Annotated in this window: 22 protein-coding genes; 5 read left to right on the top strand and 17 right to left on the bottom strand. The window is 59.1% G+C overall.

From position 1 onward, the window contains the following. Positions 1-22: 22 nt before the first annotated feature. The 12 genes from SPL01S_RS03960 to SPL01S_RS03905 all read right to left on the bottom strand — a co-directional run bounded on the left by SPL01S_RS03960 (position 23) and on the right by SPL01S_RS03905 (position 12943). A complete protein-coding gene (locus SPL01S_RS03960) occupies positions 23-1465 on the bottom strand; it encodes a glycoside hydrolase family 32 protein (RefSeq protein ID WP_063197695.1) in 1443 nt (480 codons plus the stop codon). Beyond that, positions 1462-2721: an MFS transporter gene (locus SPL01S_RS03955; protein WP_006324864.1), complete on the bottom strand. Its 1260-nt coding sequence runs from the start codon at positions 2719-2721 to the stop codon at positions 1462-1464. Before SPL01S_RS03955 ends, SPL01S_RS03960 begins: the two co-directional genes overlap by 4 nt. Before the next feature lie 196 nt (positions 2722-2917). Beyond that, complete coding sequence (locus SPL01S_RS03950; protein WP_037432747.1) at positions 2918-3700, bottom strand: SDR family NAD(P)-dependent oxidoreductase; 783 nt, start codon at positions 3698-3700, stop codon at positions 2918-2920. 9 nt (positions 3701-3709) lie between these two features. After that, positions 3710-4699, bottom strand: coding sequence for a zinc-dependent alcohol dehydrogenase (locus tag SPL01S_RS03945; RefSeq protein ID WP_063197692.1), 990 nt, complete (start codon positions 4697-4699; stop codon positions 3710-3712). After that, positions 4696-6030 (bottom strand): hypothetical protein, encoded by a 1335-nt coding sequence (locus SPL01S_RS03940; protein ID WP_063197690.1) that lies wholly within the window; start codon positions 6028-6030, stop codon positions 4696-4698. Before SPL01S_RS03940 ends, SPL01S_RS03945 begins: the two co-directional genes overlap by 4 nt. An 18-nt stretch (positions 6031-6048) precedes the next feature. Beyond that, positions 6049-7377 (bottom strand): histidinol dehydrogenase, encoded by a 1329-nt coding sequence (hisD, locus tag SPL01S_RS03935; protein WP_063197688.1) that lies wholly within the window; start codon positions 7375-7377, stop codon positions 6049-6051. A 10-nt stretch (positions 7378-7387) separates the two neighbouring features. Beyond that, positions 7388-8158, bottom strand: a complete 771-nt coding sequence (locus SPL01S_RS03930) for an ABC transporter ATP-binding protein (RefSeq protein WP_004943452.1) — start codon at positions 8156-8158, stop codon at positions 7388-7390. Next, the gene (locus SPL01S_RS03925) at positions 8158-9030 is read right to left on the bottom strand and encodes an ABC transporter permease (RefSeq protein WP_174523943.1); all 873 of its coding nucleotides are present in this window, start codon (positions 9028-9030) and stop codon (positions 8158-8160) included. The genes SPL01S_RS03930 and SPL01S_RS03925 overlap by 1 nt, the downstream gene beginning before the upstream one ends. Positions 9031-9092: 62 nt before the next feature. Continuing rightward, the gene (locus SPL01S_RS03920; protein ID WP_062870596.1) at positions 9093-10094 is read right to left on the bottom strand and encodes an ABC transporter substrate-binding protein; all 1002 of its coding nucleotides are present in this window, start codon (positions 10092-10094) and stop codon (positions 9093-9095) included. A 267-nt stretch (positions 10095-10361) separates the two neighbouring features. Further along, positions 10362-11672, bottom strand: coding sequence for an MFS transporter (locus SPL01S_RS03915; RefSeq protein WP_063197686.1), 1311 nt, complete (start codon positions 11670-11672; stop codon positions 10362-10364). A gap of 100 nt (positions 11673-11772) precedes the next feature. Then, the gene (locus tag SPL01S_RS03910) at positions 11773-12159 is read right to left on the bottom strand and encodes a GFA family protein (protein ID WP_063197684.1); all 387 of its coding nucleotides are present in this window, start codon (positions 12157-12159) and stop codon (positions 11773-11775) included. Positions 12160-12244: 85 nt separating this feature from the next. Next, the gene (locus tag SPL01S_RS03905) at positions 12245-12943 is read right to left on the bottom strand and encodes a DAPG hydrolase family protein (protein WP_062870599.1); all 699 of its coding nucleotides are present in this window, start codon (positions 12941-12943) and stop codon (positions 12245-12247) included. 93 nt (positions 12944-13036) lie between these two features. On the opposite strand from SPL01S_RS03905, the gene SPL01S_RS03900 reads away from it, so the two are divergent. Beyond that, complete coding sequence (locus SPL01S_RS03900) at positions 13037-13699, top strand: TetR/AcrR family transcriptional regulator (RefSeq protein WP_063197682.1); 663 nt, start codon at positions 13037-13039, stop codon at positions 13697-13699. 296 nt (positions 13700-13995) lie between these two features. Here the strand turns inward: SPL01S_RS03900 and pckA are convergent, their stop codons facing one another. Beyond that, on the bottom strand, positions 13996-15615 hold the full coding sequence (pckA, locus tag SPL01S_RS03895) for a phosphoenolpyruvate carboxykinase (ATP) (RefSeq protein ID WP_062870601.1): 1620 nt from the start codon (positions 15613-15615) through the stop codon (positions 13996-13998). Positions 15616-16104: 489 nt separating this feature from the next. Here pckA and SPL01S_RS03890 point away from each other — a divergent pair, with 489 nt between their 5' ends. After that, positions 16105-17448, top strand: a complete 1344-nt coding sequence (locus SPL01S_RS03890) for a 2-hydroxycarboxylate transporter family protein (protein WP_062870602.1) — start codon at positions 16105-16107, stop codon at positions 17446-17448. 208 nt (positions 17449-17656) lie between these two features. Here the strand turns inward: SPL01S_RS03890 and SPL01S_RS03885 are convergent, their stop codons facing one another. Then, positions 17657-17866 (bottom strand): hypothetical protein, encoded by a 210-nt coding sequence (locus SPL01S_RS03885; RefSeq protein WP_004943477.1) that lies wholly within the window; start codon positions 17864-17866, stop codon positions 17657-17659. 168 nt (positions 17867-18034) lie between these two features. Between SPL01S_RS03885 and SPL01S_RS25440 the strand changes: the two genes are divergently transcribed. Beyond that, positions 18035-18199, top strand: a complete 165-nt coding sequence (locus SPL01S_RS25440; protein ID WP_169800854.1) for a hypothetical protein — start codon at positions 18035-18037, stop codon at positions 18197-18199. A gap of 25 nt (positions 18200-18224) precedes the next feature. Here SPL01S_RS25440 and yniD read toward each other — a convergent pair whose 3' ends face one another. Further along, a complete protein-coding gene (gene yniD / locus SPL01S_RS25640; RefSeq protein WP_020438901.1) occupies positions 18225-18332 on the bottom strand; it encodes a small membrane protein YniD in 108 nt (35 codons plus the stop codon). Between the two features lie 330 nt (positions 18333-18662). On the opposite strand from yniD, the gene SPL01S_RS03880 reads away from it, so the two are divergent. Further along, positions 18663-19055 (top strand): ASCH domain-containing protein, encoded by a 393-nt coding sequence (locus tag SPL01S_RS03880; RefSeq protein WP_062791991.1) that lies wholly within the window; start codon positions 18663-18665, stop codon positions 19053-19055. 1 nt (position 19056) lies between these two features. Continuing rightward, a complete protein-coding gene (locus tag SPL01S_RS03875) occupies positions 19057-19659 on the top strand; it encodes a C39 family peptidase (protein WP_063197680.1) in 603 nt (200 codons plus the stop codon). Between the two features lie 54 nt (positions 19660-19713). On the opposite strand, the gene SPL01S_RS03870 is transcribed toward SPL01S_RS03875, so the two are convergent. Both SPL01S_RS03870 and SPL01S_RS03865 read right to left on the bottom strand, forming a co-directional pair. Further along, positions 19714-19953, bottom strand: coding sequence for a YebV family protein (locus SPL01S_RS03870; RefSeq protein ID WP_062791987.1), 240 nt, complete (start codon positions 19951-19953; stop codon positions 19714-19716). Between the two features lie 137 nt (positions 19954-20090). Next, positions 20091-21017: a Csu type fimbrial protein gene (locus SPL01S_RS03865; protein WP_063197678.1), complete on the bottom strand. Its 927-nt coding sequence runs from the start codon at positions 21015-21017 to the stop codon at positions 20091-20093. Positions 21018-21022 lie beyond the last annotated feature (5 nt).

The raw sequence follows: 21022 nt of genomic DNA, 5'->3' as shown, positions 1-21022 counted from the left end.
GCCAGTCAGGCGCCGAGGGCAATCAGGCCCAGATGCTCGCCAGTTCCCACCCCTGCAGCGCTTCAAACTGCGCCTGGCCGCTTTCGGCAAACAGGCTCACGCCGCGCCGGCCATCGGTCGGGTAGATGCGGCTGGTCAGGCAGGCAACGCCCTGATTGACGAACACTTCCAGCGATGAACGGTCGATAAACACCCTTAGCGACAATGTGTCGCCCGCCGGCAGCGGCACGCTGCGGCAACCGCACAGACCCGGTTCCTCGCTGAAACGCTCCAACACCAGTCTGTGGGCCTGGTTGTCCACGTACAACCGGGCGGCGTCGCCAATGGCGATACCGTAGCGTTCGGCATCGCTGGCGGCCAGATCCAACGACAGCGTCAGCTCTTGCAGGTTTTCCGCCAGAAGCTGGCGTTGGTTGCGCAGTTGCGCTGCGGCAAACCTCTGCGGCAGGCCGCGCAGCGCCGCCAACTCCCGCGCCGGGTTCATCAGCACATCGCCTTCGGCATTCAGCGTCAGTTCGCGGGGCAGGGTAAGCGCGCCGGCCCAACCGTGCGCCTTGCTCGGCATCGGCGATTCCCACATGTCCATCCAGGCGAACAGCAGGCGGCGGCCGTCGGCGGCGGTGAAAGTTTGCGGCGCATAGAAATCATGCCCGGCGTCCAGCTCGCAGAACGGTTGAGTGACGTTGAAATCGGCGCCCGGCTGCCAGTGACCGAGCAAATAGCCGCTCTGGAAGCGGTTACGGTGGCGGTAACCCTGCGCCGCCAGCCCCTGCGGCGAGAACAGCAGCACCTGTTTTTCGCCGAGTGGGAAGAAATCCGGGCACTCCCACATATAGCCCTGATGCAGCGTCTGCGCGCCGTCCAGCACGCGGTCAAATTGCCAACTGCGCAGATCTTTTGAACGATAAAGCCGTGCCTGCCCGAGGCCGTTTTGTTTGGCGCCGACCACCATCCACCAGCCGTCATTCTCGCGCCAGACCTTGGGATCGCGGAAATGCTGAATGCCTTCCGGCGGCGCCAGCACCGGCCCATGTTTGACGAAATGTACGCCGTCCTCGCTGGTGGCCAGGCACTGTACCTCGCGCACCTGATCGTCATCGCCCACTTTGTCCAGCCAGACGTGGCCGGTGTAGATCAGCGTCAGCACGCCGTTATCGTCCACTGCGCAGCCGGAGAAACAGCCGTCTTTGTCGTAGTCGTCGCCGGGTGCCAAGGCTATCGGCTGGTGCTGCCAGTGCGCCAGATCCCGGCTGATGGCATGGCCCCAGTGCATCGGCCCCCAGTTTTCGTCGTAGGGGTGATGCTGATAGAACGCATGATAAACGCCGTTAATGTACACCAGCCCATTGGGATCGTTGATCCAGCCGGCGGCAGGCGCCAGATGAAACTGCGGGTAGTAATCGTCCTGACGCTGTGCGCGCAGGGTTTCGACCGCATGGTCGGCTTGAGCTAAGGCATTGTTCATTGGATTGGCTCACTTGATTTTATCGTGGATTGAAATTGAGGTGCGCGGGCGGGAGTCTCGCCGCGCAGCAGGAAGCAGGAAACCAGCGTGGTACCGGCGACGGCGCAGCCCATCAGCAAATAGGTGTCGGCAAAGCCGATGCGGTCGTAGCCGAGACCGGCCAGCGGCGCCAGAATGCCGGCGACGATCTGGCTGATAAACTGGAAGCCCACCAGGTACAGCGTGGAGGACAGGCGGCTGTCAAAGCGGGTGGTGATGTATTTGAACATGGCTACCAGCAGAATCGGCAGCTCCACGGCATGCAGCAGTTTCATGGCGGAAATCATCAGCGCGCCGTTGGCGAAGCCGGAGCCGAACATGCGAAACGCCATCACGCTGCTGGCCAGCAGCAGGCTTTGCTTGATACCGATGCGGTTGACCAGCAGCGGCGCCAGGAACATGCCGCCGGCCTCCAGAAACACTTGCAGCGAGTTAAGGAAACCGTACATGCGGTTGCCTTCCTCGTGGGTCGCGAACTGCGAAGCGAAATACACCGGGAACTGCTGGTCGAAGACGCCGTAGATGCTGGTGCCGAGCACGAACACCACCAGCGCCCAGAACCCCGGCAGGCGCAGCAAGGCCAGGGCGTCCTGCAACTTCAGGTTTTCCGGTTTGCCGTATTCCAGCCCGGCCATGGCGTTGGGTTTCAGCTCTCGCACCTGCCACAGCAACAGCAGGAATACCGCCGCCGAGGCCGAGGCAATCCAGAAATTGATGTTCGGGTTGATGTTATAGATAAAGCCGGCAAAGAAGGTGGCGCTGGCCCAGCCCAGCGAGCCCCACATACGCGCCCGGCCGAACTCGAAGCCGACGATGCGGCTGACGCGCTCGGTATAGGATTCCAGCGCGCCAATGCCGGCGTTGAACGCCAGGCTGACGAACAGGCCGCCAACCAGTGCGCCGGCCACCAGATTGGTTTGCAGCAGCGGGGCGTAAACATAGATAAAGAACGGCCCGGTGAGCAACAGCAGCACGCCGACGAACAGCAGCAGATGCTTACGCAACCCGAGTTTGTCCTGAACAAACCCGTACAGCGGCTGCACGCACAGCGCCATGATCGACATGGCCGAGAAGATCAGGCCGGTTTCGGTGCCTTTCAGGCCGATTTTCTGGTTTAGCCAGATGGAGATCAGTGAAAAGCTGGCCGACCAGGTAAAGAAGAAGAAAAACAGCAGGCCGCTTAGAAGCACATAATATTTTTTTGTTTCGCGGTTCATGTGGGATGCCCTGATGGATGATGTCAGTCTTATTGTTAACGTTAACCTTTGGCCAAATAAAGCCACCAACGTCAGGGATTGCGATGTTAATCACAAAAGTTAACGTTAACATATTTGCGTTGTGATCGTCATCACTGGATGGATGCAAGGCGCCGGAGAGGGCGGGGTCAGGATATCGCCCCGCGCCTGCGTTTATTCAGATACTGGCCAGATAGCCGCCGTCGACATACAGGATCTGGCCGGTGATGTAGGCTGCCGCCGGGCCGGCGAGGAAAATGGCCGCACCGGTAAGGTCGCTCAGCTTGCCAAAGCGGCCTAGCGGGATTTTATTCTGCATTGACTCGCGCCAACCGTTGTCCTGGTAAAACACCTCGGTCATCGCGGTCTGAAAATAGCCTGGTCCGATGCCGTTGACCCGGATCCCGTGGGTAGCCCATTCGCTGGCCAGCGCACGTGTCATGCCCGCCAGCCCTGATTTTGACGCGCCGTAGGCGGTAGCCCCCGGCACGCCGACTTCGCTGGTCAATGAGCACAGGTTGATGATGCTGCCGCTGCCCTGTTTGACCATCAGGCGCGCCGCCGCCTGCGCGCAGAAGAAAGCGCCTTTCAGGTTGGTGCCGACGATGCTGTCCCACAACGTTTCATCCACCTCCAGCGACGGGCACAGGCGTTCGATACCGGCGTTGTTGATCAGGATATCCAGCGGTTTGCCCGCCAGCGTGGCGAAGGCGGTTTCAATCGACGCCGGGTCCTGAACATCCAACAGCAGCATTTCTGGGTGTTCTCCCCAGTTATTCAGCTGTTGCACCACCTCTTGCAGCGCGGCGCGTTGTCGTCCGGCGACGATCACTTGCGCACCGGCCTGCGCCAGCCCGATCGCCAGCGCCTGTCCAATCCCCCGCGTAGCGCCGGTGATCAGGGCACGCTTGCCGAGCAGTGAAAAGGGGGCCAGGCCCGGCGGTAAATAGGTGTTTTGCATAAATTCTCCTCAGGGAACCACCAGGGTTTTCAGCGATCCGACGCGCCCCGCCAGCAATTGCCGATAGGTATCCGGCAGGGCGTCGAGAGGGATCTGCCGGGATATCCAGTGCGCCAGTTCGCCGGCCAACTGCGGCAACAGACTGATGGCGCTGCGTTGCTCATCGGCGAACACGCTGCAACCGATTAGCGAAATCTCGCGCTCCACCAGCCTATTGGCATCGATTGCCGTCTGCCCATGAAACAGACCGACCATGGCAATGCGGCCGCCAGGGGTGACGAGGTTAATCAGTTGATTCAATACTCCGGTAACGCCGGTGGCCTCCACCGCGTAGGCTGCCGCCAGCGGTAAGTCGTGATCCAGCTCCACCGCCTGTAGCGGCAGCACCTGGCTGAGCACTGTCAGCCGCAGCGGGTTGGACTCCGCCACCAGCAACGGGCAGCCGCGCAGATGGTGCAATAACAAGGCGACCAACCCGCCTATGGTGCCGCCACCGGCGATCAACACCGGTTCTCCGGGGGGCGGGTTCAACTGATTCACCACCCGCAGCGCCACGCCAAGCGGCTCGCTCAGGGCGGCAATCGCCGCCGGCAGGGTATCCGGTACCCGCAGCAGCCGTGAGGCCGGCAACTGCACCTGTTCGGCAAAGCCGCCGTCGCAGACTTCGCCGACAAAACCCAGCGAACGGCACAGGTTGTGACGCCCGCTTTGGCAGGCGGCACAGTGGCTGCAACCGACGCGTGAGTCGGCCACCACCCGGTCGCCAACGGCAAAGCGGCTTACCGCGCTGCCGATCGCCAGCACTTCGCCGCAGAACTCATGACCGGGGGTGACCGGCAGAGGACCGATCCATTGCCCGGTGCGGAAGTTATGCAGGTCGGAACCGCAAATACCGGCGGCCAGCACCCGCACGCGTACCGCATCGTCGGGCAGGGCGGACGGCGGGGCGATGTCTTCGATGCGCAGGTCGCCTACGCCATAAAAACGTGCGGCTTTCATACTTCACCGCCGAACTGCGGATCGATGGCGGTGAACCAGCGGCTGGCCACGTCCTTGCCGTCGACGGGTTCGCTGCCCAGCATCATGGCGATGGCAAATCCCAGCGCCGAGCTTTCCGGCGTATGGCCGCTGCCGCCGCCGGCGCGCAGATCGAGCACCAGCGTCGGGCAGCAGAACAGCGCCAGCCGCATCAACCGCCGCCAGTTATGCGGCAACCAGCCGCGCGTCGTCAGTTCGCTGAGCAATGGCCGCCAGTACAGCGCACCTTTGTCCTGCAGGAAGGCGGCGCGCAATGGCGTCAACTGCCAGTCATGCTCGACGATCAGCCGTTGCCCCTCCAGCCGGGCTGCCACCCGGTAATGCGTCGCGCAGCGCTGCGGTTCGTACAGCCAGAACGGGTGAGCGAAAATATTGTGGAAAGTCGCTTTGATCTCCGCCAGCAGCGCCGGGATATTGCGCCCGGCGAAGGCCGGATCGAAGCTGACCAACTGCGGCGGCGGACGATCGGTTTCGTACCATACGTTGGCGTTGTGCGCATCGCCGTGGGCGATCACCACGCCGTGCTGCGCCAGTTCGGCCGGGGCCAACAGTTCACCGGCCTGCAACAGCAGTTCACCCAGCGTATGGCGATAGCGCACGCCGTTGATTTCCCACTGGAGGTCTTGCAATTGCGCCCAGCTCAACGCTTGCTGCGCCAGTTGGAAGGTTTTGCCTACGTAGAACTGCGCCACCCGGCCGCCCAATCCCGGTGTGGCACCAGGGCTGACCAACCGGTGATGAAACAGCTGGTGGATCGGCTCACGCGCCACCGCCGCAGGCTGGCCGATTTTCAGCGTCGGCAGCGTCATCCGCAGGATCTCCGCATCGGCACGGTGCTGGGCATCGACCACCGGGGCCATCTGCGGCCAGCTCTGTTGCAGTTCGATTTCGCGGCACACGTCGGCCAGCCGCCGGTCGTGGCGCAACCGGTACAGCAGGATCTGCCGCCCCGGCTCGCCGCAGGCATACAGCGGCACATCGACGTGAAAACCGTTGTTGCGCAGCAGCTCGGCGTTGTAATACTCCTCGATGGTGTGGTCTTCGCCTTCCTCGTGGTGATATTTAAAGAACAGGCCGCGGCCGTCGGCCAATTGCAACTGGCCGTTCAGCGAGTTCAGGCTGTACTGATCGCGGTTGATGCTCAACTCGCCCACCGCCACTCCGGTGATCTCCAGCACCAGTTGGCGCAGTTTGTCCGCCGCCTGCCGCCATTCGCCGGCGTGGGTCAGCGCTCTGGCCTGCGCCGCCAAGGGTTCGCCTCGGGCGATGCGGGGAATAGGATTATCGGTCATCGTAACCTCACTGCCTGTTCAGGACTGACGATCGAGCAGGGTTTTACGCAGCGGTGACACCGCCAGCGCGTGTGCGGGGAAGCCTTCATACAGGGCAAACCCGTGCGCCTTTTCCGCCAACGCGTCGTAGCCGCTGCGGGTGACATAACCCACCGAAATACGCTTCATGTAGTCGAATACCGACAGTGGCCCGGCCACTTTGGCGGCGGCATTGGTCGGCAGCACCGCATTGGGGCCGAGCACAAAGTTGCCTAACGTCACCGGGGTGTAATTGCCCAGCAGGATTTCACCGGCGTTGCGAATTTGGCCCATCACCGCCAGCGGCTCTTCCGCCAGGATCTCCAGGTGCTCCGGTGCGTAGCCGTTAACAAAGGCTACTGCGGCGGCGAAGTCCTGCGTCAGCACCACACCGCCGTGGGCACCGCACAGCACGCTTTGCGAGAAACCGGCGCGTTTTTCGTCCAGTTGCGCCCAGTAGCCCGGCAGCGCGGCGATCGCCTGTTCGGCTACCCGGCGGCTGGAGGTCACCAGCCAGGCGGAGGAGTCCGGGCCATGTTCCGATTCAATGATCAAGTCCAACGCCGCCAGTGCACCGTTGGCGCTGTCATCGGCCAAAATAATGCTTTCGCTGGGGCCGGCCGGCACGCCGGGATCGATCAACTGCGCCAACTGGCGTTTGGCCGCCACCACCCAGGGGCTGCCGGGGCCGACGATCTTCAGGCACTTTGGCACCGTCTCAGTGCCATAAGCCACTGCCGCTACCCCTTGCGCGCCGCCGCACTTGTAAATTTCGCGGATGCCGACCAACTGCGCCGCCACCAGCGTGGCATCGTCGACTCTGCCATCCGGGCCGGGCGGGGTGATCACCACCGGCCGGGGTACGCCCGCCACCAGCGCCGGGATCGCCGTCATCAGCAGCACGCTGGGGAACGACCCTTTGCCGCGCGGCACATAGCAGGCCACGGAATCGATCGGCAGGTGGCGATCGCCGGCAAAAGCGCCGGGCTGCATCTCTTTCAACCACATTTCTTCCGGTTTCTGCGCTTCATGAAACGCACGGATATTGCCGGCGGCATAGGCGATAGCGGCGGTGACGGCGGGATCCAGCCGCGCCATGGCGTCGTCGAACTCGCTTTGTTCGACGCGAATCGACATGCGCTCGGCCTGTACGCCATCGAATTCCCGTGCGAAGCGCTGTAGCGCGGCATCGCCTTCACTGCGTACCGCCGCGATAATCGGCTGCACCCGCTCGATAAAGAACGACAAGTCGGCTTCGGTGCGTTGGAACAGGGCTTCCGGCAATTGCCGGCTGTGGCTGAGATCGTGAAAGGTCACTGTGTGCGACATGGGGATGCTCCTAAGCTAATTCGTGTTGGGAAGCCTGTTCCCGGATAGATTTCAGAACCTGACGTTGCAGATCGATATAGCGTGCGTCACCGCTCACTTCTTCGCTGCGCGGGCGCGGCAGATCGACCTGAAAGGTGGTATTGATTTTGCCCGGCCCCATCACCACGATACGGTCCGACAGGTACACCGCCTCTTCGATATCGTGGGTGACAAACATCACCGTCAGGCGATGGGTTTCCCAGATGCGCGTCAGCAACAGCTGCATCTGGTGGCGCGTCATGGCGTCGAGCGCGCCGAAGGGTTCATCCATCAGCAGGATTTTTGGCCGGTAGGACAGCGCGCGGGCAATCGCCACCCGCTGTTTCATGCCGCCGGACAGTTCGTTGGGATAGGCATCGGCGAATTCGGTCAGCTTGACCAGCGCCAGGTGGTCGCCGGCGATGTCACGGCATTCGCCGCGGCCATAGCCCGCCGCCTTCAGGGCGAATTCAATATTCTGGCGGGCGGTCAGCCACGGTAGCAGGGTATAAGACTGAAACACCACGCCGCGATCGATGCCCGGCCCACGAATGTCCACGCCGTCAACGCGCACGCTGCCGCTGTCGAAATCCTCCAGCCCGGCGGCGATCGACAGCAGGGTGCTTTTGCCGCAGCCGGAACTGCCGACCACAGAGACAAACTCGTTGTCGTGCAGCGTCAGATCGATGTCATGCAATACCTGACGCGATCGCTTACCGACCTGAAAGCTTTTGTTCAGACCGTTTAGGGTTAGGGTCGCCATTATTTACGCCTCGCGTTGTAGCGGAACAACACGCGCTCGGCGGCGCGCATCAGTTGATCGGTGATCAGCCCAAGCAGCCCCAGCAGCAGGATGTAGCCGATAATGGTGTCGGTCTGGAAAAAGCGCTGCGACACCACGATGCGGTAGCCCAGCCCTGAGGTGGAGGCCACCAGCTCCGCCAGCACCAGCCAGGTCCAGGCCCAACCGAGGCTGATGCGCAACGCATCCCAGATGCCCGGCAGCGCGCTGGGCAGCACGATCTTGAACAGGATATTGCGGTCCGGCATGCCGAGCGTGCGTCCCAGGCCGACAAAATCCCCCGGCACGCGCTTTACGGTGTCGATCACCATCAGCACCTGTTGAAAGAAGGTACCGATCCAGATGATCAGGAATTTCTGTACGTCATCGGTGCCGGTCCACAAAATGGTCAGCGGCACAAAGGCCACCACCGGCATATAGCGGACAAAATCCACCAGCGGTTCGGTGACCGCTTTGAAAAAACCGTAACAGCCGGCCAATACGCCGATGACAATGGACATCACCGACGAAATCAGGAAGGCCACCGAGATGCGGTACAGGCTGCTGCGAATATCGCTCCACAGCGTGCCGTCCTGCGCCAGGCTGACCATGCGGCGCCATACGCCGTCCAGCGTGGGCATAAAAATCGCCTGTACCGCGCCGCTGCGGGTCGCCAGCCACCAGCTCAGCAGCAGCAGAGCGAACACGGCCACGGCGATGGCGACGAACAGCCCGCGCGACGGCGTTTTGCCGATCACCATCAGCCCAAGCGGCTTGCGCCTGCGCCGCCCTGGCGGTGGGGCGTTGTTCAGATGCGTGCGCGCGTTAGGCGCATCCAGTTTTATCGAGCTCATCGGGTCTTTCCTCTGATGGGGCGTTGCGCCGGTCATAAACCGCCGGCCGGCGCTAATCCGGCTTACAGACCGTTAACGAATCGCGCGTCGATGAGATTTTCCGGCGTGACCGGTTTGCTCACCAGCTTGGCTTCTGTGGCCGCTTTCAGCACGTGGGCGAAGGTGTGTTTGGCGAAGTGCTCGCTCAGGACCTGCTTGTTTTCCGCCAGCGAGTAGTACTTCACGCCGTCAAACGCGCTGGCCAGATCGGCCGGGCTGGCGCCAACCTGTTTGGCGATGATTGCCCGGTCCGCCGCAGTGTTGTGCTGATAATGCCGTAACGCGGCATCCCAGCTTTTAATCATGGCGGCGACCTGGCCCGGCCTGGACTTGATCACCTCATCGCGTACCACCAGCACGTCGCTGATCAGGCCCGGATCGGACTCGCCGCTGTACAGCATTTTTACGTCGGCATCCTGTTTCTTCGCCATGCTCAGGTAAGGTTCGTAGGTGACGGCGGCGCTGACGCGTTTGGCGATCAGCGCACTGCCTGCGGCGTCGGCTGGCATCGGCACTGGCACTATGTCACTCCATTTCATTCCGGCGGAGGCGAGGGCGCTGTGCAGCAGGATGTCGCTGGTGGTGCCTTCTTCGTATGCCACCTGTTTGCCTTTCAGATCGCTCAGCGTTTTGATGCCTGGGCCGACAATCAACGCGTCGGCGGTTTGGCTTTGATCAAGCAGCAGCACGATTTTGACCGGCAGACCGGCGGACACCATGCCCATGGCGGTGTGGGTGGCGATATTGGCGGCATCGATCTGGCCGCTGGCCAGTGCGGCGTTGATGTCTTTATCTTCGGCGAAGTTGATGATATCCACCTTGTCCAGCCCCTGTTGTTTGAACAGCTCAAGGCTATTGGCTACGTGCCACTGGCCGTAGCCCAACCAGGGTTCAATGCCCATTTTGAAGGTGCCGGCCTCCGGCTTGGTCAGAGGTGTCTCGGCGGCGAATGCCGGGGCGGCAAGCATGCTGAGGCAGCAGGCGGTGGCGAGCATTTTTTGCAGCGTTTTTATGGGTTGCTTCATGGGTGAACCTCGTCTTTCGCACTGGTGAGTAATAGTGATGTCCGTGTCGGTAATGTCCGTCCATGTATATACAAGGCGGAGCAAGTTAAGGGCCAACTGCGAATAGTGGTGGGAATTATTTTTCAACTTATTAATAACTATAAATAATCAGTCATTTTGCTGACGGGACGAGAGGGGCGTTGAAACGGTGGCTGGAGGGATGCACTAGAACGGCGCACAAAAATTGCGCAGCGGTTCGAACTTGGGGCGCTATGCGCCCCTTCAAGATTAACGCGCGTTCAGCGAGCGCAGATGATCGTCGCGTCGCAGGGTCATCAGAGCGAACAGGCTGACCACCGAGGTGGCGACCACGTAGTAAGCCGGGATATCGAGGTTGCCGGTCTGCTTGATCAAACCGGTGATGATTAACCCCGCTGAACCGGAAAATACCGCATTGGACAACGAGTATGCCAGCCCCAGACCGGTGTAGCGCACTTTGGTCGGGAACATCTCTGCCAGCATCGCCGGGCCGGGGCCGGCCAGCATCCCGACCACCGCGCCGGCGATCAATACTGCGATGCCTTTGGCCAGCAGCGAGCTTTGCGGGTTTTGCAGCAAGTGCAGCAGCGGGAAGGTAAACAGGATCACCGCGATGACCGCCGCCAGCATCACCACTTTGCGCCCCAGCTTATCGCTGAGAATGCCGGCGGGCAGAATGGTCAGGGCGAAACCGACGTTGGCCAGCACCGTGGCCACCAGCGCCTGTTGGAAGGTGGCGTGCAGCGAGGTTTGCAGGTAGGACGGCATCACCACCAGGAAGGTGTAACCGGCGGCGGACCAGCCCATCATGCGGCCAATGCCGATCAGAATGGTTTTCAGCATGCCGCCCAGCTTCACTTCCGGCGCTTGCGCCGTTTCGCCGCCGCTTTGTTGCGCCTGTTTAAAGGTCGGCGTTTCCTGCAGTTTCAGCCGCAGCCACAACGCCACCGCGCCCATCGGTAACGCCAACAGGAAGGGAATGCGCCAACCCCAGTCATGTAACTGTTCCGGCGTCAACAGCGCGGCCAACAGCGCCACCAGCCCGGCACCGGCCAACAGCCCGAACGCCACGGTCAGCGATTGCCAGGCGCCGTACAGCCCACGCTTGCCCTTGGGCGCGAACTCGGTCATCAGCGACACCGCACCGCCGAACTCGCCGCCGGCGAACAGCCCCTGAAACATGCGCAACAGGGTCAGCAGCAACGGGGCGGCGACGCCGATAGAGGCATAGGTCGGCATCACGCCGATCAGGGCGGTTGCCAGCGTCATCAGCAGCAATACCGCAATCAGCGTCGGTCGGCGCCCGATCCTGTCGCCGATGCGGCCGAAAATCACCGCGCCGATCGGACGGCAGAAAAAGGCCAGCGCGAAGGCGGCGTAGGTGAGGATCAGACTGGTGATTTCACTTTCACCCTGCAGAGTGAAAAAATTGGCGGCGATGACGGTGGCGAGAAAACCGTAAACGCCAAATTCATACCATTCGATAAAGTTGCCGACCGATCCGGCCAGCAATGCCTGGCGCGACTGGCGTGCGTCGATAACCGTCGTTTGTGCGTCCATTCCCGTTCCCGTGTGTTTGAATTGTTGTCATCCACTTCTAAATTCATATGACAAAACAATCAATTATTTTCAACGGGAAGTGTGAAGGGCGATGGCGGCATCAAACAATGCCGTCGATTTTCCACCAGTGGGGGCAACCGTCGGCGAAGGCGTGGGCGGTGGGGCGCAGCACCGGCAGGCCACTTTGATCGAAACTGCCGGTGACCAGCGCGATGGTCGGCTCATCATCCACCGCTCCCAGGGTGCTGCCGCAGCGTGGGCAAAATGCGCGGCTGGAATAGTCGGAAGAACGGTACAGTGTGGGCATGCCGCCAGCGCCGACCCAACTGACGGCCTGGCGGGGAAACTCCACCCAGCACAGCGTCGGTGCACCGGAGTGCCGCTGGCAGTTCTCGCAAGAACAACTGTGCGGATTGCCCGGATACCCGCTGGCCTGAAAGCGAATATGGCCACAGAGGCAGCCGCCTGAATACTGTTGTTCTGCCATAGGTTCTCCGGTTGTTTGCCGTTGTGGATTGAGCGTCCCCAACTATAGAGATTCCACCTGAAAATAAAACGCTTACGCCTAATCATTACCAGGGTAACGGCGCCGCCTCACGACCATTTTCGGCGTAGTACAACGACGGCAGGAACTGCGCCAGATAGCTGAATTCGTTATAGCAGTGGCGCATCAGATTAAAGCCAATCTCGTCCGGCAGCTCGTCATGCGCGTTCGCACAGGATTTACCCAGCAGGAAGCGGCTGCGGAGCACGCAGCCGTAGGGCGTGTCACGCGCCAAATGCAGCATTTCACCGTCGCGAGGGTCGCCATTGTCATCCAGCGCCACCTGCTCGCCGAAGCCGATACGGGCGCAAATGGCGGCAGATAGCGCCTGGGTGTCGCGCGCCTGTTGCAGCGGTTGCGTGGCAAAAAAATCTTCGGCGGCGTGAAACTTGAGGCGAGCCGGCACCGGCGGCAACTCCGCCAGCCATTCAACCGCGTTGATGCTGGCGCCAATGTAACTTTCGCCTTTTTTCCAGTGCCCGTCCCAGCCGCGGTGCTCAACGTGATCGTGCGGATGCCACCAGCGAATGTGCTGGGTGGTCTCAAAAAAGGTAAACCACCAGTCCAGCATGCGGCCTTTGCAGCCGGGCAGATCGGTGCGGATCGCCACGGTCAGTAAACCGTCGGTGCTGCGCGTCAGCCCCATCTCCAGCAGCAGCGGTTCCGGTTTAAGCAACGCGTTGATATCATTAACGCCCCAGGGGAGCATCAGCGATTGATGTGTCATAACGGTCATCCTTATAAATTAGGAAACGATATAGGTTTCCTAATTAAGGCTAGGCCGGTATGCTGTCTCTGTCAACGATTTCGAGGAACTATCATGGCAAATGAAAAGGATGCCGCACCGCGCTCGCGTGGAAGGCCTTCGGCCCCGGAGGCGGAGCTGCGCGCGGCGGCGGTTGAGGCCACTCTGGCGCTGTTGCTGACGCAGGGGTATGCCGCCACCACCGTGGACGCGGTGGCGAAACGGGCCGGTATGGCCAAGAAAACCCTGTACCGTTTTGCCGAGAACCGCGATGCGCTGGTGATGCAGGCGATAGCCAGCTGGACCGATGCTTTTCGGCCGGCGTTTGAACAGGATGCGCAGCGGGCGGCAGAGGTGCAGCCGCTGCTTGAGCAGGGTTTGCGCGCGATTGCGCATCACGTGCTGAGCGTGCAGGCGGTGGGGGTCTTTCGCCTGTTGCAGAGCGAGTTTCCTGGGCGGGAAGCCCTGTTGGCGGCCTATCAGCGTAACGGCATTGAACGCGGTCGGGCCATTGTGGCGGACTGGCTGCAGCGCCAACAACAGCACGGCTGGTTACGTGAGTTGGACTGTGCGCAGACCAGCGATCTGCTGCTGGCGATGGTGATGGCCGAACCCTTGCGCCAGATGGCGCTTGGACTGTTGCCGCCGGGCAGCGACATCGACACTCGCATTACGGCGGCGTTGACGCTGGTGCTGCCGGGGTTAGTACGGGATGCCATGGCTGCGCGGAATCGATAAATGTCACCGGTCCACTCACGTTGACCGATCACCCCTTTTTACTGAGACGTTTCTGCCGCTTGAGTCGGCCCGGTAAGGAGGAGAAAGATGAGCGCAGTCTGTTATCTGCTGGCCATCGCCCTGTTGGGTGACAGAGGGGCTGCGTTTTTTTCCGGCTGACTGCAAAGAGGTGTTGCTGATGGGACTGGCATCCTGCCTGTGATACTACAGCCTGACTACCGGTCGTTTCACCCATTCAGGACGGGTCATGGAAATAAAAAGGGCGCCTTCAGGCGCCCGGATAAAACAGGGAGTGTTTACAGTTTCGGCCCGGCGTTCACCAACTTTTCGCCTGCCGGAGTCACAGTGTATTTAGCGAAGTTATCGATAAAGCGCTGTGCCAAATCCTGCGCTTTTTCCTGCCACAGCGATTCATCGGCGTAGGTTTTGCGCGGATCGAGGATCGAAGGATCAACACCCGGCAGCGCCGTCGGGACCGCCAGGCCGAAGATCGGCAGGGTGAAGGTCTCGGCGTGCTCAATCTCGCCGTTCAAAATCGAATCGATAATGCCGCGGGTGTCCTTGATGGAGATACGCTTGCCGCTGCCGTTCCAGCCGGTATTCACCAGATAGGCCTGAGCACCGGCCGCTTCCATGCGTTTCACCAGCACTTCGGCATACTGCGTCGGGTGCAGCGTCAGAAACGCGGCGCCGAAACAGGCGGAGAAGGTAGGGGTTGGCGTGGTGATGCCGCGTTCGGTACCGGCCAGTTTGGCGGTAAAGCCGGACAGGAAGTGATATTGGGTTTGTTCCGGCGTCAGGCGAGAAACCGGCGGCAGAACCCCGAAAGCATCCGCCGTCAGGAAGATGATCTTCTTGGCGTGGCCGGCCTTGGACACCGGCTTGACAATGTTTTCGATGTGGTCGATCGGGTAGGAGACGCGGGTATTCTCGGTCTTGCCGGCGTCATCGAAATCAATGCTGCCGTCTGCCAGCACCTGCACGTTTTCCAGCAGCGCATCGCGACGAATTGCCTGATAAATTTCCGGCTCGGCCTGCTGCGAGAGCTTGATGGTCTTCGCATAACAGCCGCCTTCAAAGTTGAACACGCCGTCGTCATCCCAGCCGTGTTCGTCGTCACCGATCAACTGGCGCTTGGGATCGGTGGAGAGGGTAGTTTTGCCGGTGCCGGACAGGCCAAAGAATATCGCCACGTCACCCTGTTCGCCGACGTTGGCCGAGCAGTGCATGGAGGCAATGCCTTGCAACGGCAGCAGGTAGTTCATGATGGAGAACAGACCCTTTTTCATTTCGCCGCCGTACCAGGTGCCGCCGATCAACTGAATGCGTTCGGTCAGGTTGAAGGCGACGAAGTTCTCTGAATGCAGCCCCTGCTGTTGCCAGTCCGGGTTGGTGCATTTGGCGCCGTTCATCACCACGAAGTCCGGTTCGAAATCGACCAGTTCGGCTTCGCTCGGGCGGATAAACATGTTCTTGACGAAGTGCGCCTGCCAGGCCACTTCGGTAATGAAACGCACCTTCAGGCGGGTATCGGCATTGGCGCCGCAGAATGCATCCACCACGAACAGGCGTTTGCCGGAGAGCTGATTGCCCACCAGGGTTTTCAGGTGCTGCCAGACTTCCGGCGACAGCGGTTGGTTGTCGTTTTTGCCGGTGCCGTTATCGGACCACCAGACGGTATCGCGCGTGGTGTCGTCACGGACGATGTATTTGTCTTTCGGCGAGCGGCCGGTGAATTCGCCGGTATCGACGTTAACTGCGCCAAGCCGGGTCAGCGTACCGCGTTCCAGTGCCGGCAGGTCGGCGCGGGTTTCCTCGATAAACAGTTGTTCGTAACTTGGGTTATAGACGATCTCGGTAGCCTGATGGATACCGTAGCGGGCCAGCGTTTGTGGGGTAACAGCGGTTGAAGACATATCTACTTCCTTATCGGTTCTATGTCCGTAGCCTTTCAAGCCGGGGGCATTGGCAAAGATGAAAGCCATACGGCATATATTATGTGCCTCACTCCCGCACGGTGCCGCGTGCAGAGAAGAGGCTCGGGTACAGCTGACCGGATTCAGCTAATTACTGCTCCGGTTCTCATTAATAAACGCACGGATTTTTACTTCCATCTATAGCATAGCAGCGAATTTTGACCTGATTAATTTAATTACAAAACGCTGACGATAATTAATTAAAACCAACATTGGTTGGGGCTCACAATATTGAATTAATGCGACGCAATTTAGTTTTGTATTTTTATTTTTTATCATATTGTCTGAGCTGTCCACTGTTTTTTCCATTATTAAAAAACGAAAATACGCAATAAAATTTATGATAAACAGTTGTTTTTGTTTGATAACGTTCTTCGCCTGTGGTCAGGCGAACCGTTCCGCACCGAACACTTGTCAGCAGGGTGAATAATGAAACAGATAAATGCAGAAGTTGCCTGTGAAAAAAATACGCCACTCCCTGATTCATCAGGATTAATTAATCAAATTCGACAAATGGATATCGGCGCGGTTCCGGTCGCGTTGTTTATCACTATTTGCGCCATTGTTACCGTGTCGGCCTACGCCAACTTCTTGCCGAAAAATATGATCGGCGGCCTGGCGGTGATTATGACGCTGGGTTTTGCGCTGGCGCATTTAGGCAAAAGTATTCCCGTGTTGCGGGATATCGGCGGCCCGGCCATTTTATGCCTGATGGTGCCTTCGGTTCTGGTTTACTTTAACGTCTTCCAGCCTAACGTTATGGGCACTGTCCATCTGCTGATGAAAGAAGCCAACCTGCTGTACTTCGTTATCGCCAGTCTGGTGGTGGGCAGCATACTCGGCATGAACCGGGTGATCCTGATCCAGGGCATGATTCGCATGTTCGTGCCTTTGGTGGTCGGCACGGTAACGGCGGTCGTCACCGGGTTGCTGGTGGGCAAGCTGTTTGGCTTTACCTTCTATCACACCTTCTTCTTTATCATTGTGCCGATCATCGGTGGCGGCATAGGTGAAGGTATCTTGCCGCTGTCGCTGGCGTATTCCGCCATTTTGGGATCGACGCCGGACGTTTACGTGGCGCAACTGGCACCGGCGGCGGTGTTGGGCAATATCTTCGCTATCGTCGCGGCTGGGGTTCTGGCGCGTATCGGCCTGCAGCGCAAAGCGCTGAGCGGGGAAGGCATGTTGATCCGCTCGGCGCAGGAAAACGCGGTGTTCGCCATCAAGGAAACCAACGGCAATGTCGATTTCCAACTGATGGGCGGTGGGCTGCTGGTGATTTGCGCCTTCTTTATCGTCGGCGGCCTGTTTGAACACATTGTGCATATTCCCGGCCCGGTGCTGATGATTCTGTTTGCCGTCCTGTGCAAATATTGCCGGGTGATCCCGGTCTCAATGGAAACCGGCGCGCACAGTTTTTACAAGTTCGTTTCCACCGCGCTGGTGTGGCCGCTGATGATTGGCCTGGGCATGCTGTATGTCCCCTTGGAAAGTGTGGTGGCGGTGTTTTCGGTGGGCTATGTGGTGGTCTGCGGTTCGGTGGTGTTGTCGATGGGCGTGGTGAGCTTCCTGATTGCGCCTTACCTGAAAATGTACCCGATTGAAGCGGCGATCGTCACCTGCTGCCACAGCGGGCTGGGCGGTACCGGCGACGTGGCGATCCTCTCCGCGTCCAACCGCATGGGGCTGATGCCGTTCGCGCAAATTGCCACGCGCATTGGCGGTGCTTCGACGGTGATTGGCGCGACCTTATTGCTGGGTTGGTTAATCTGAGCACAACATTCATGATGGATAGCCGGGGGGATTCCTCCGGTTTTTTATTTTGCTGTTGATAGGCCAAGGCAACAAAAAGAGTAATTTTTGGCAAAAACGCGATAATTCCTATTAATTTCATCGGGTCAGCCTGACATAGTAGCGCTCAGAAGGCCGGGCTTGCATACCTCGGGCTTCTGCCGAATCGCCAACCATTCCGGTTGGCGATTCACTTTCCATCTTTCAGCATGTTGATCGCCGCACCGATCAGGATCCGGCGTTCGATATCGTTGCTTTCAGCCAACTGCCGCGCCAGGTGCTTCGCCAGCGTTTCTACCGATAACACCTCGCCGCGATGGCGCAGTTGCATCACGCTGTCACCGATCAAACGGGCGACTTCATCCCACACGGGTTTTATCTCCTGCTCCGAGAACATCATCGTTTACCTCGGCTGGGTGATTTTTGGTCAATGTAGCAGTTGGGCCCGGGGTTCGCCACTGCACCGGTCGCACAACGCTAAAACCGGAAGCATAAAAAATAAGGCATCAGTGTTTCTTCTGGTTTTTTCGCCCAATACTTAGCTTGTCGAATATCTGGAGGGTGCGTGATGAAACTGGTCGATCAACTGGCGGAATACTATCGCCTGAGCCGGCGGGCAGAAGTGCAAAATCGGTTGTGCCGTCTGTGGTTGCCGCAGGGGGAGGCGCGAATAGCCTATCTGCGAGAGCTGTTGGAGCTGGTGGCTAAAACGCCGGGCGAACGGCGGAACTGAAAATAGCGCCGGCGTCCGGTTGGCGTTAACCGAAGACCATTGCCGCCCAGCGCAATAACAATAGGGCGACGCAGATTAACAACAAAATCAAAAACATTTTCCAGTGCTTGGTGCGCATGCGTTTGGTTGCCAAGGTGATCTCCTGTTCTATTGATCAGCTGAAATACCAGCCGCCGATAACAAAGAGAGCAATCACGACCAGCGCAATGACTTTTAATAAGTCACTGAAGGTGTCATCGGGGTCTTTGTCGTCATTTTTCATGTTACCGCCTGGCCGTAAGCCATGGTGTGGATGTCGTCCACAGTATGCCTGTTGTCCCGGCTCAGGCACAGAGATTTACCGTAAAAAGCCTGTAAATGGTATGGGTTTGCGTCGCCGTGCGGTGAATTCGGCAGGTGCAGGCGGTGGGGAATACGTTGTACTATTCTCTCTGCACAATGATTCATTTAATAAGGTAAGGCAATGGCAGACGCAATTCCGAAGAAATATGAGAACACCGAGCGTTGGGCGTTCGGCAACACCGAGCAGCAGGCCGATGATGTGGTCAAGCTGATCCTCAATGGCACCAAGACCGCCACCTGTTCCAATCTTGACGGGGAAGGTATCCCGCTGGCCGGCGACGTGTTTGTGGTCGTTGACGGTAAAAATGTTCCGATCTGTGCGGTAGAACTGACCACCGTGGAGATGAAAACCTACGATCAGGTTGATGAAGCGCATGCCTATGCCGAAGGGGAAGGCGATCGTTCATTGGCTTACTGGCGTAAAGAGCTGCAGAGTTTCTTTGAAGAGTACGACCTGTTTTCGCCGGATATGACGCTGGTGCTGATGAATTTCAAAGTGATAGAGACTTTCTGATTTGACGAACGCGGTCCCCTACGTTTGCCAATGGGCGACGCCTGAACTGGCGGCCGATCTGATTGCCGGGCGTGCGACATTGGCGCAAGACGTCAACTGGGCGCGCAGCGGGGCGCGCGATCGGGCGGAATATATCGAATGGGCCAATCACGTTTGCGGCATGGCCTGCCTGAAAATGGTCCTGAGCCACCGCGACGGCGATGCGCCGCCGGTGTTGGAGCTGGCGCGCCGCAGCCTGCCGTACGGTGCCTATGTGCGTGAAGGCGAACGCATCAAAGGGCTGATCTACGCGCCCTTTGTCGACTATGTGCGTGAGCAGTTTGCGTTGGACGCCGAGGTGCGGGTCGGCCTCGACGTGGAGGCGTTGCCGCAATTGCTGGCGCAGCGACGCTATTTTATGGCTTCGGTGCACCCAGGCATTCGCCAGCCCGATCGGCACCCGCCGCAGCGGGGCGGCCATCTGGTGCTGGTCACCGCCGTTGAGGCCGAAAACGTGACCTTTCACAATCCTTCCGGTGACAGCCAAGCCACGCGCCAACAGGTAACGCTGCCGCTGAGCCGTTTTGGCCGTTTCTTCGCCGGTCGCGGTATCGCCATCACATAAAAAAACGCGCCGTGTTCCCTGTGGTACACGGCGCGTTTTTCAGTTCATCGTTGTTCATGCCAGCCGCATCACCCAGGCATCGGATTGCCGATCGTAATGCTGCTTAAACAGCAGCGAATGCTTGCCATCCAGCGTCGCCGGAATGCTGGTGTGTTCATCCCAACCGTCTAATTGCATGCACAGGTCGGGATCCGACTTGCAGGGAATGGTCAGCGTGCCGGCCTGCTCGGACGAGGAGGACAAATGCGCATCATCAACCTCAAAACTGCCTATTTTTACCACGGTTTTGCCCATTGGAACTCCTTGCTCGATTTTCTGGTATGAGGTATGACCAGTTAGGGTCACACCTATGAGCATAGTTAAATGAGCAAAAAATGCCACATAAAAAATACAAACTGGCAACAATCGTCGTCAGCGACTAGCGCATAAGGCTAATATTCCACGACAAAGCTGAGATTGTCCTGATAGGTGCCGACCGGCTTTTCGGTTTGCGCAGAGTTAATCACCGCCAGATAGGGAATGCTCTGCGCCAGGCCGGTACCGGCACCGCTTTGTTTGTTGGTGCTGTCCCAGACGGTGGTGGTATTGGGCAGGTAAATTTGATACTGCATAAAATTGCTGGTGCCGTTTTTCATCTGCCGCCAGCCGGTGACCGGGTTATTGCCGTTGGTGAAATAGGTGTTGTAACCCTCGGTTTTGGTGCAGGTAAGGGTGATGCTCTGGTTCACCGGGTTAAACTGGCCCACCAGCGCCATGCTGCCAAAATTGACGTTCTGCGCGGTGCCAATCAGGCAGTCTTTGGTGATCACGGCGGTAATGGTCACGGTACTGAGCTTGTCGACGCCGTCCCACCAGATACACAGACCGAGCACGCCCAGGCCGCAGATGTGGTAGTTCCAGGTCAGATTGACGGTATCGGTATAGGTGCCCGAGCGCACGTTAGCCCCGGCGGTGGTCCTGACATACAGCGGGAAATTGACGTTGGAGGAGATGAGGATCAGCGACAGCAGGTTCAATGAGCTGTAATCGATGGTTTGCCCGACGCTATACGCGTATTGGTAATTTGAATCGGGGTAAATCAGGTACGGAATTTGATCGCCGGAGCCGTCGGCTATCGCCATATTGTGGGTGGTCGAGGTGATTTTCACCGTTACGGTGTTTTGCGACAGCAACGACAAGCCGAGGCCGGTGCAGTTCAACCCGGCGGTACCCTGGGCGCTAGTCTGGCCGTTGTAGACGGTAAAAGAGCTGCCGCCAGGCAGCGTCACACTGCCATTGGTGGTGGCGCAGTCAGCCAACGCCCGCTGGCTTGCCAGCAGCATCAGCGTCAGTAATATCGCTTTGAATCCCCGAATCATATCTT

It is taken from the genome of Serratia plymuthica NBRC 102599 (genome assembly GCF_001590925.1).
GTDB classification, from domain to species: Bacteria; Pseudomonadota; Gammaproteobacteria; order Enterobacterales; family Enterobacteriaceae; genus Serratia; species Serratia plymuthica.
Note: the sequence above shows the minus strand (reverse complement) of the source record. Positions and strands in the feature narration are given on the sequence as shown.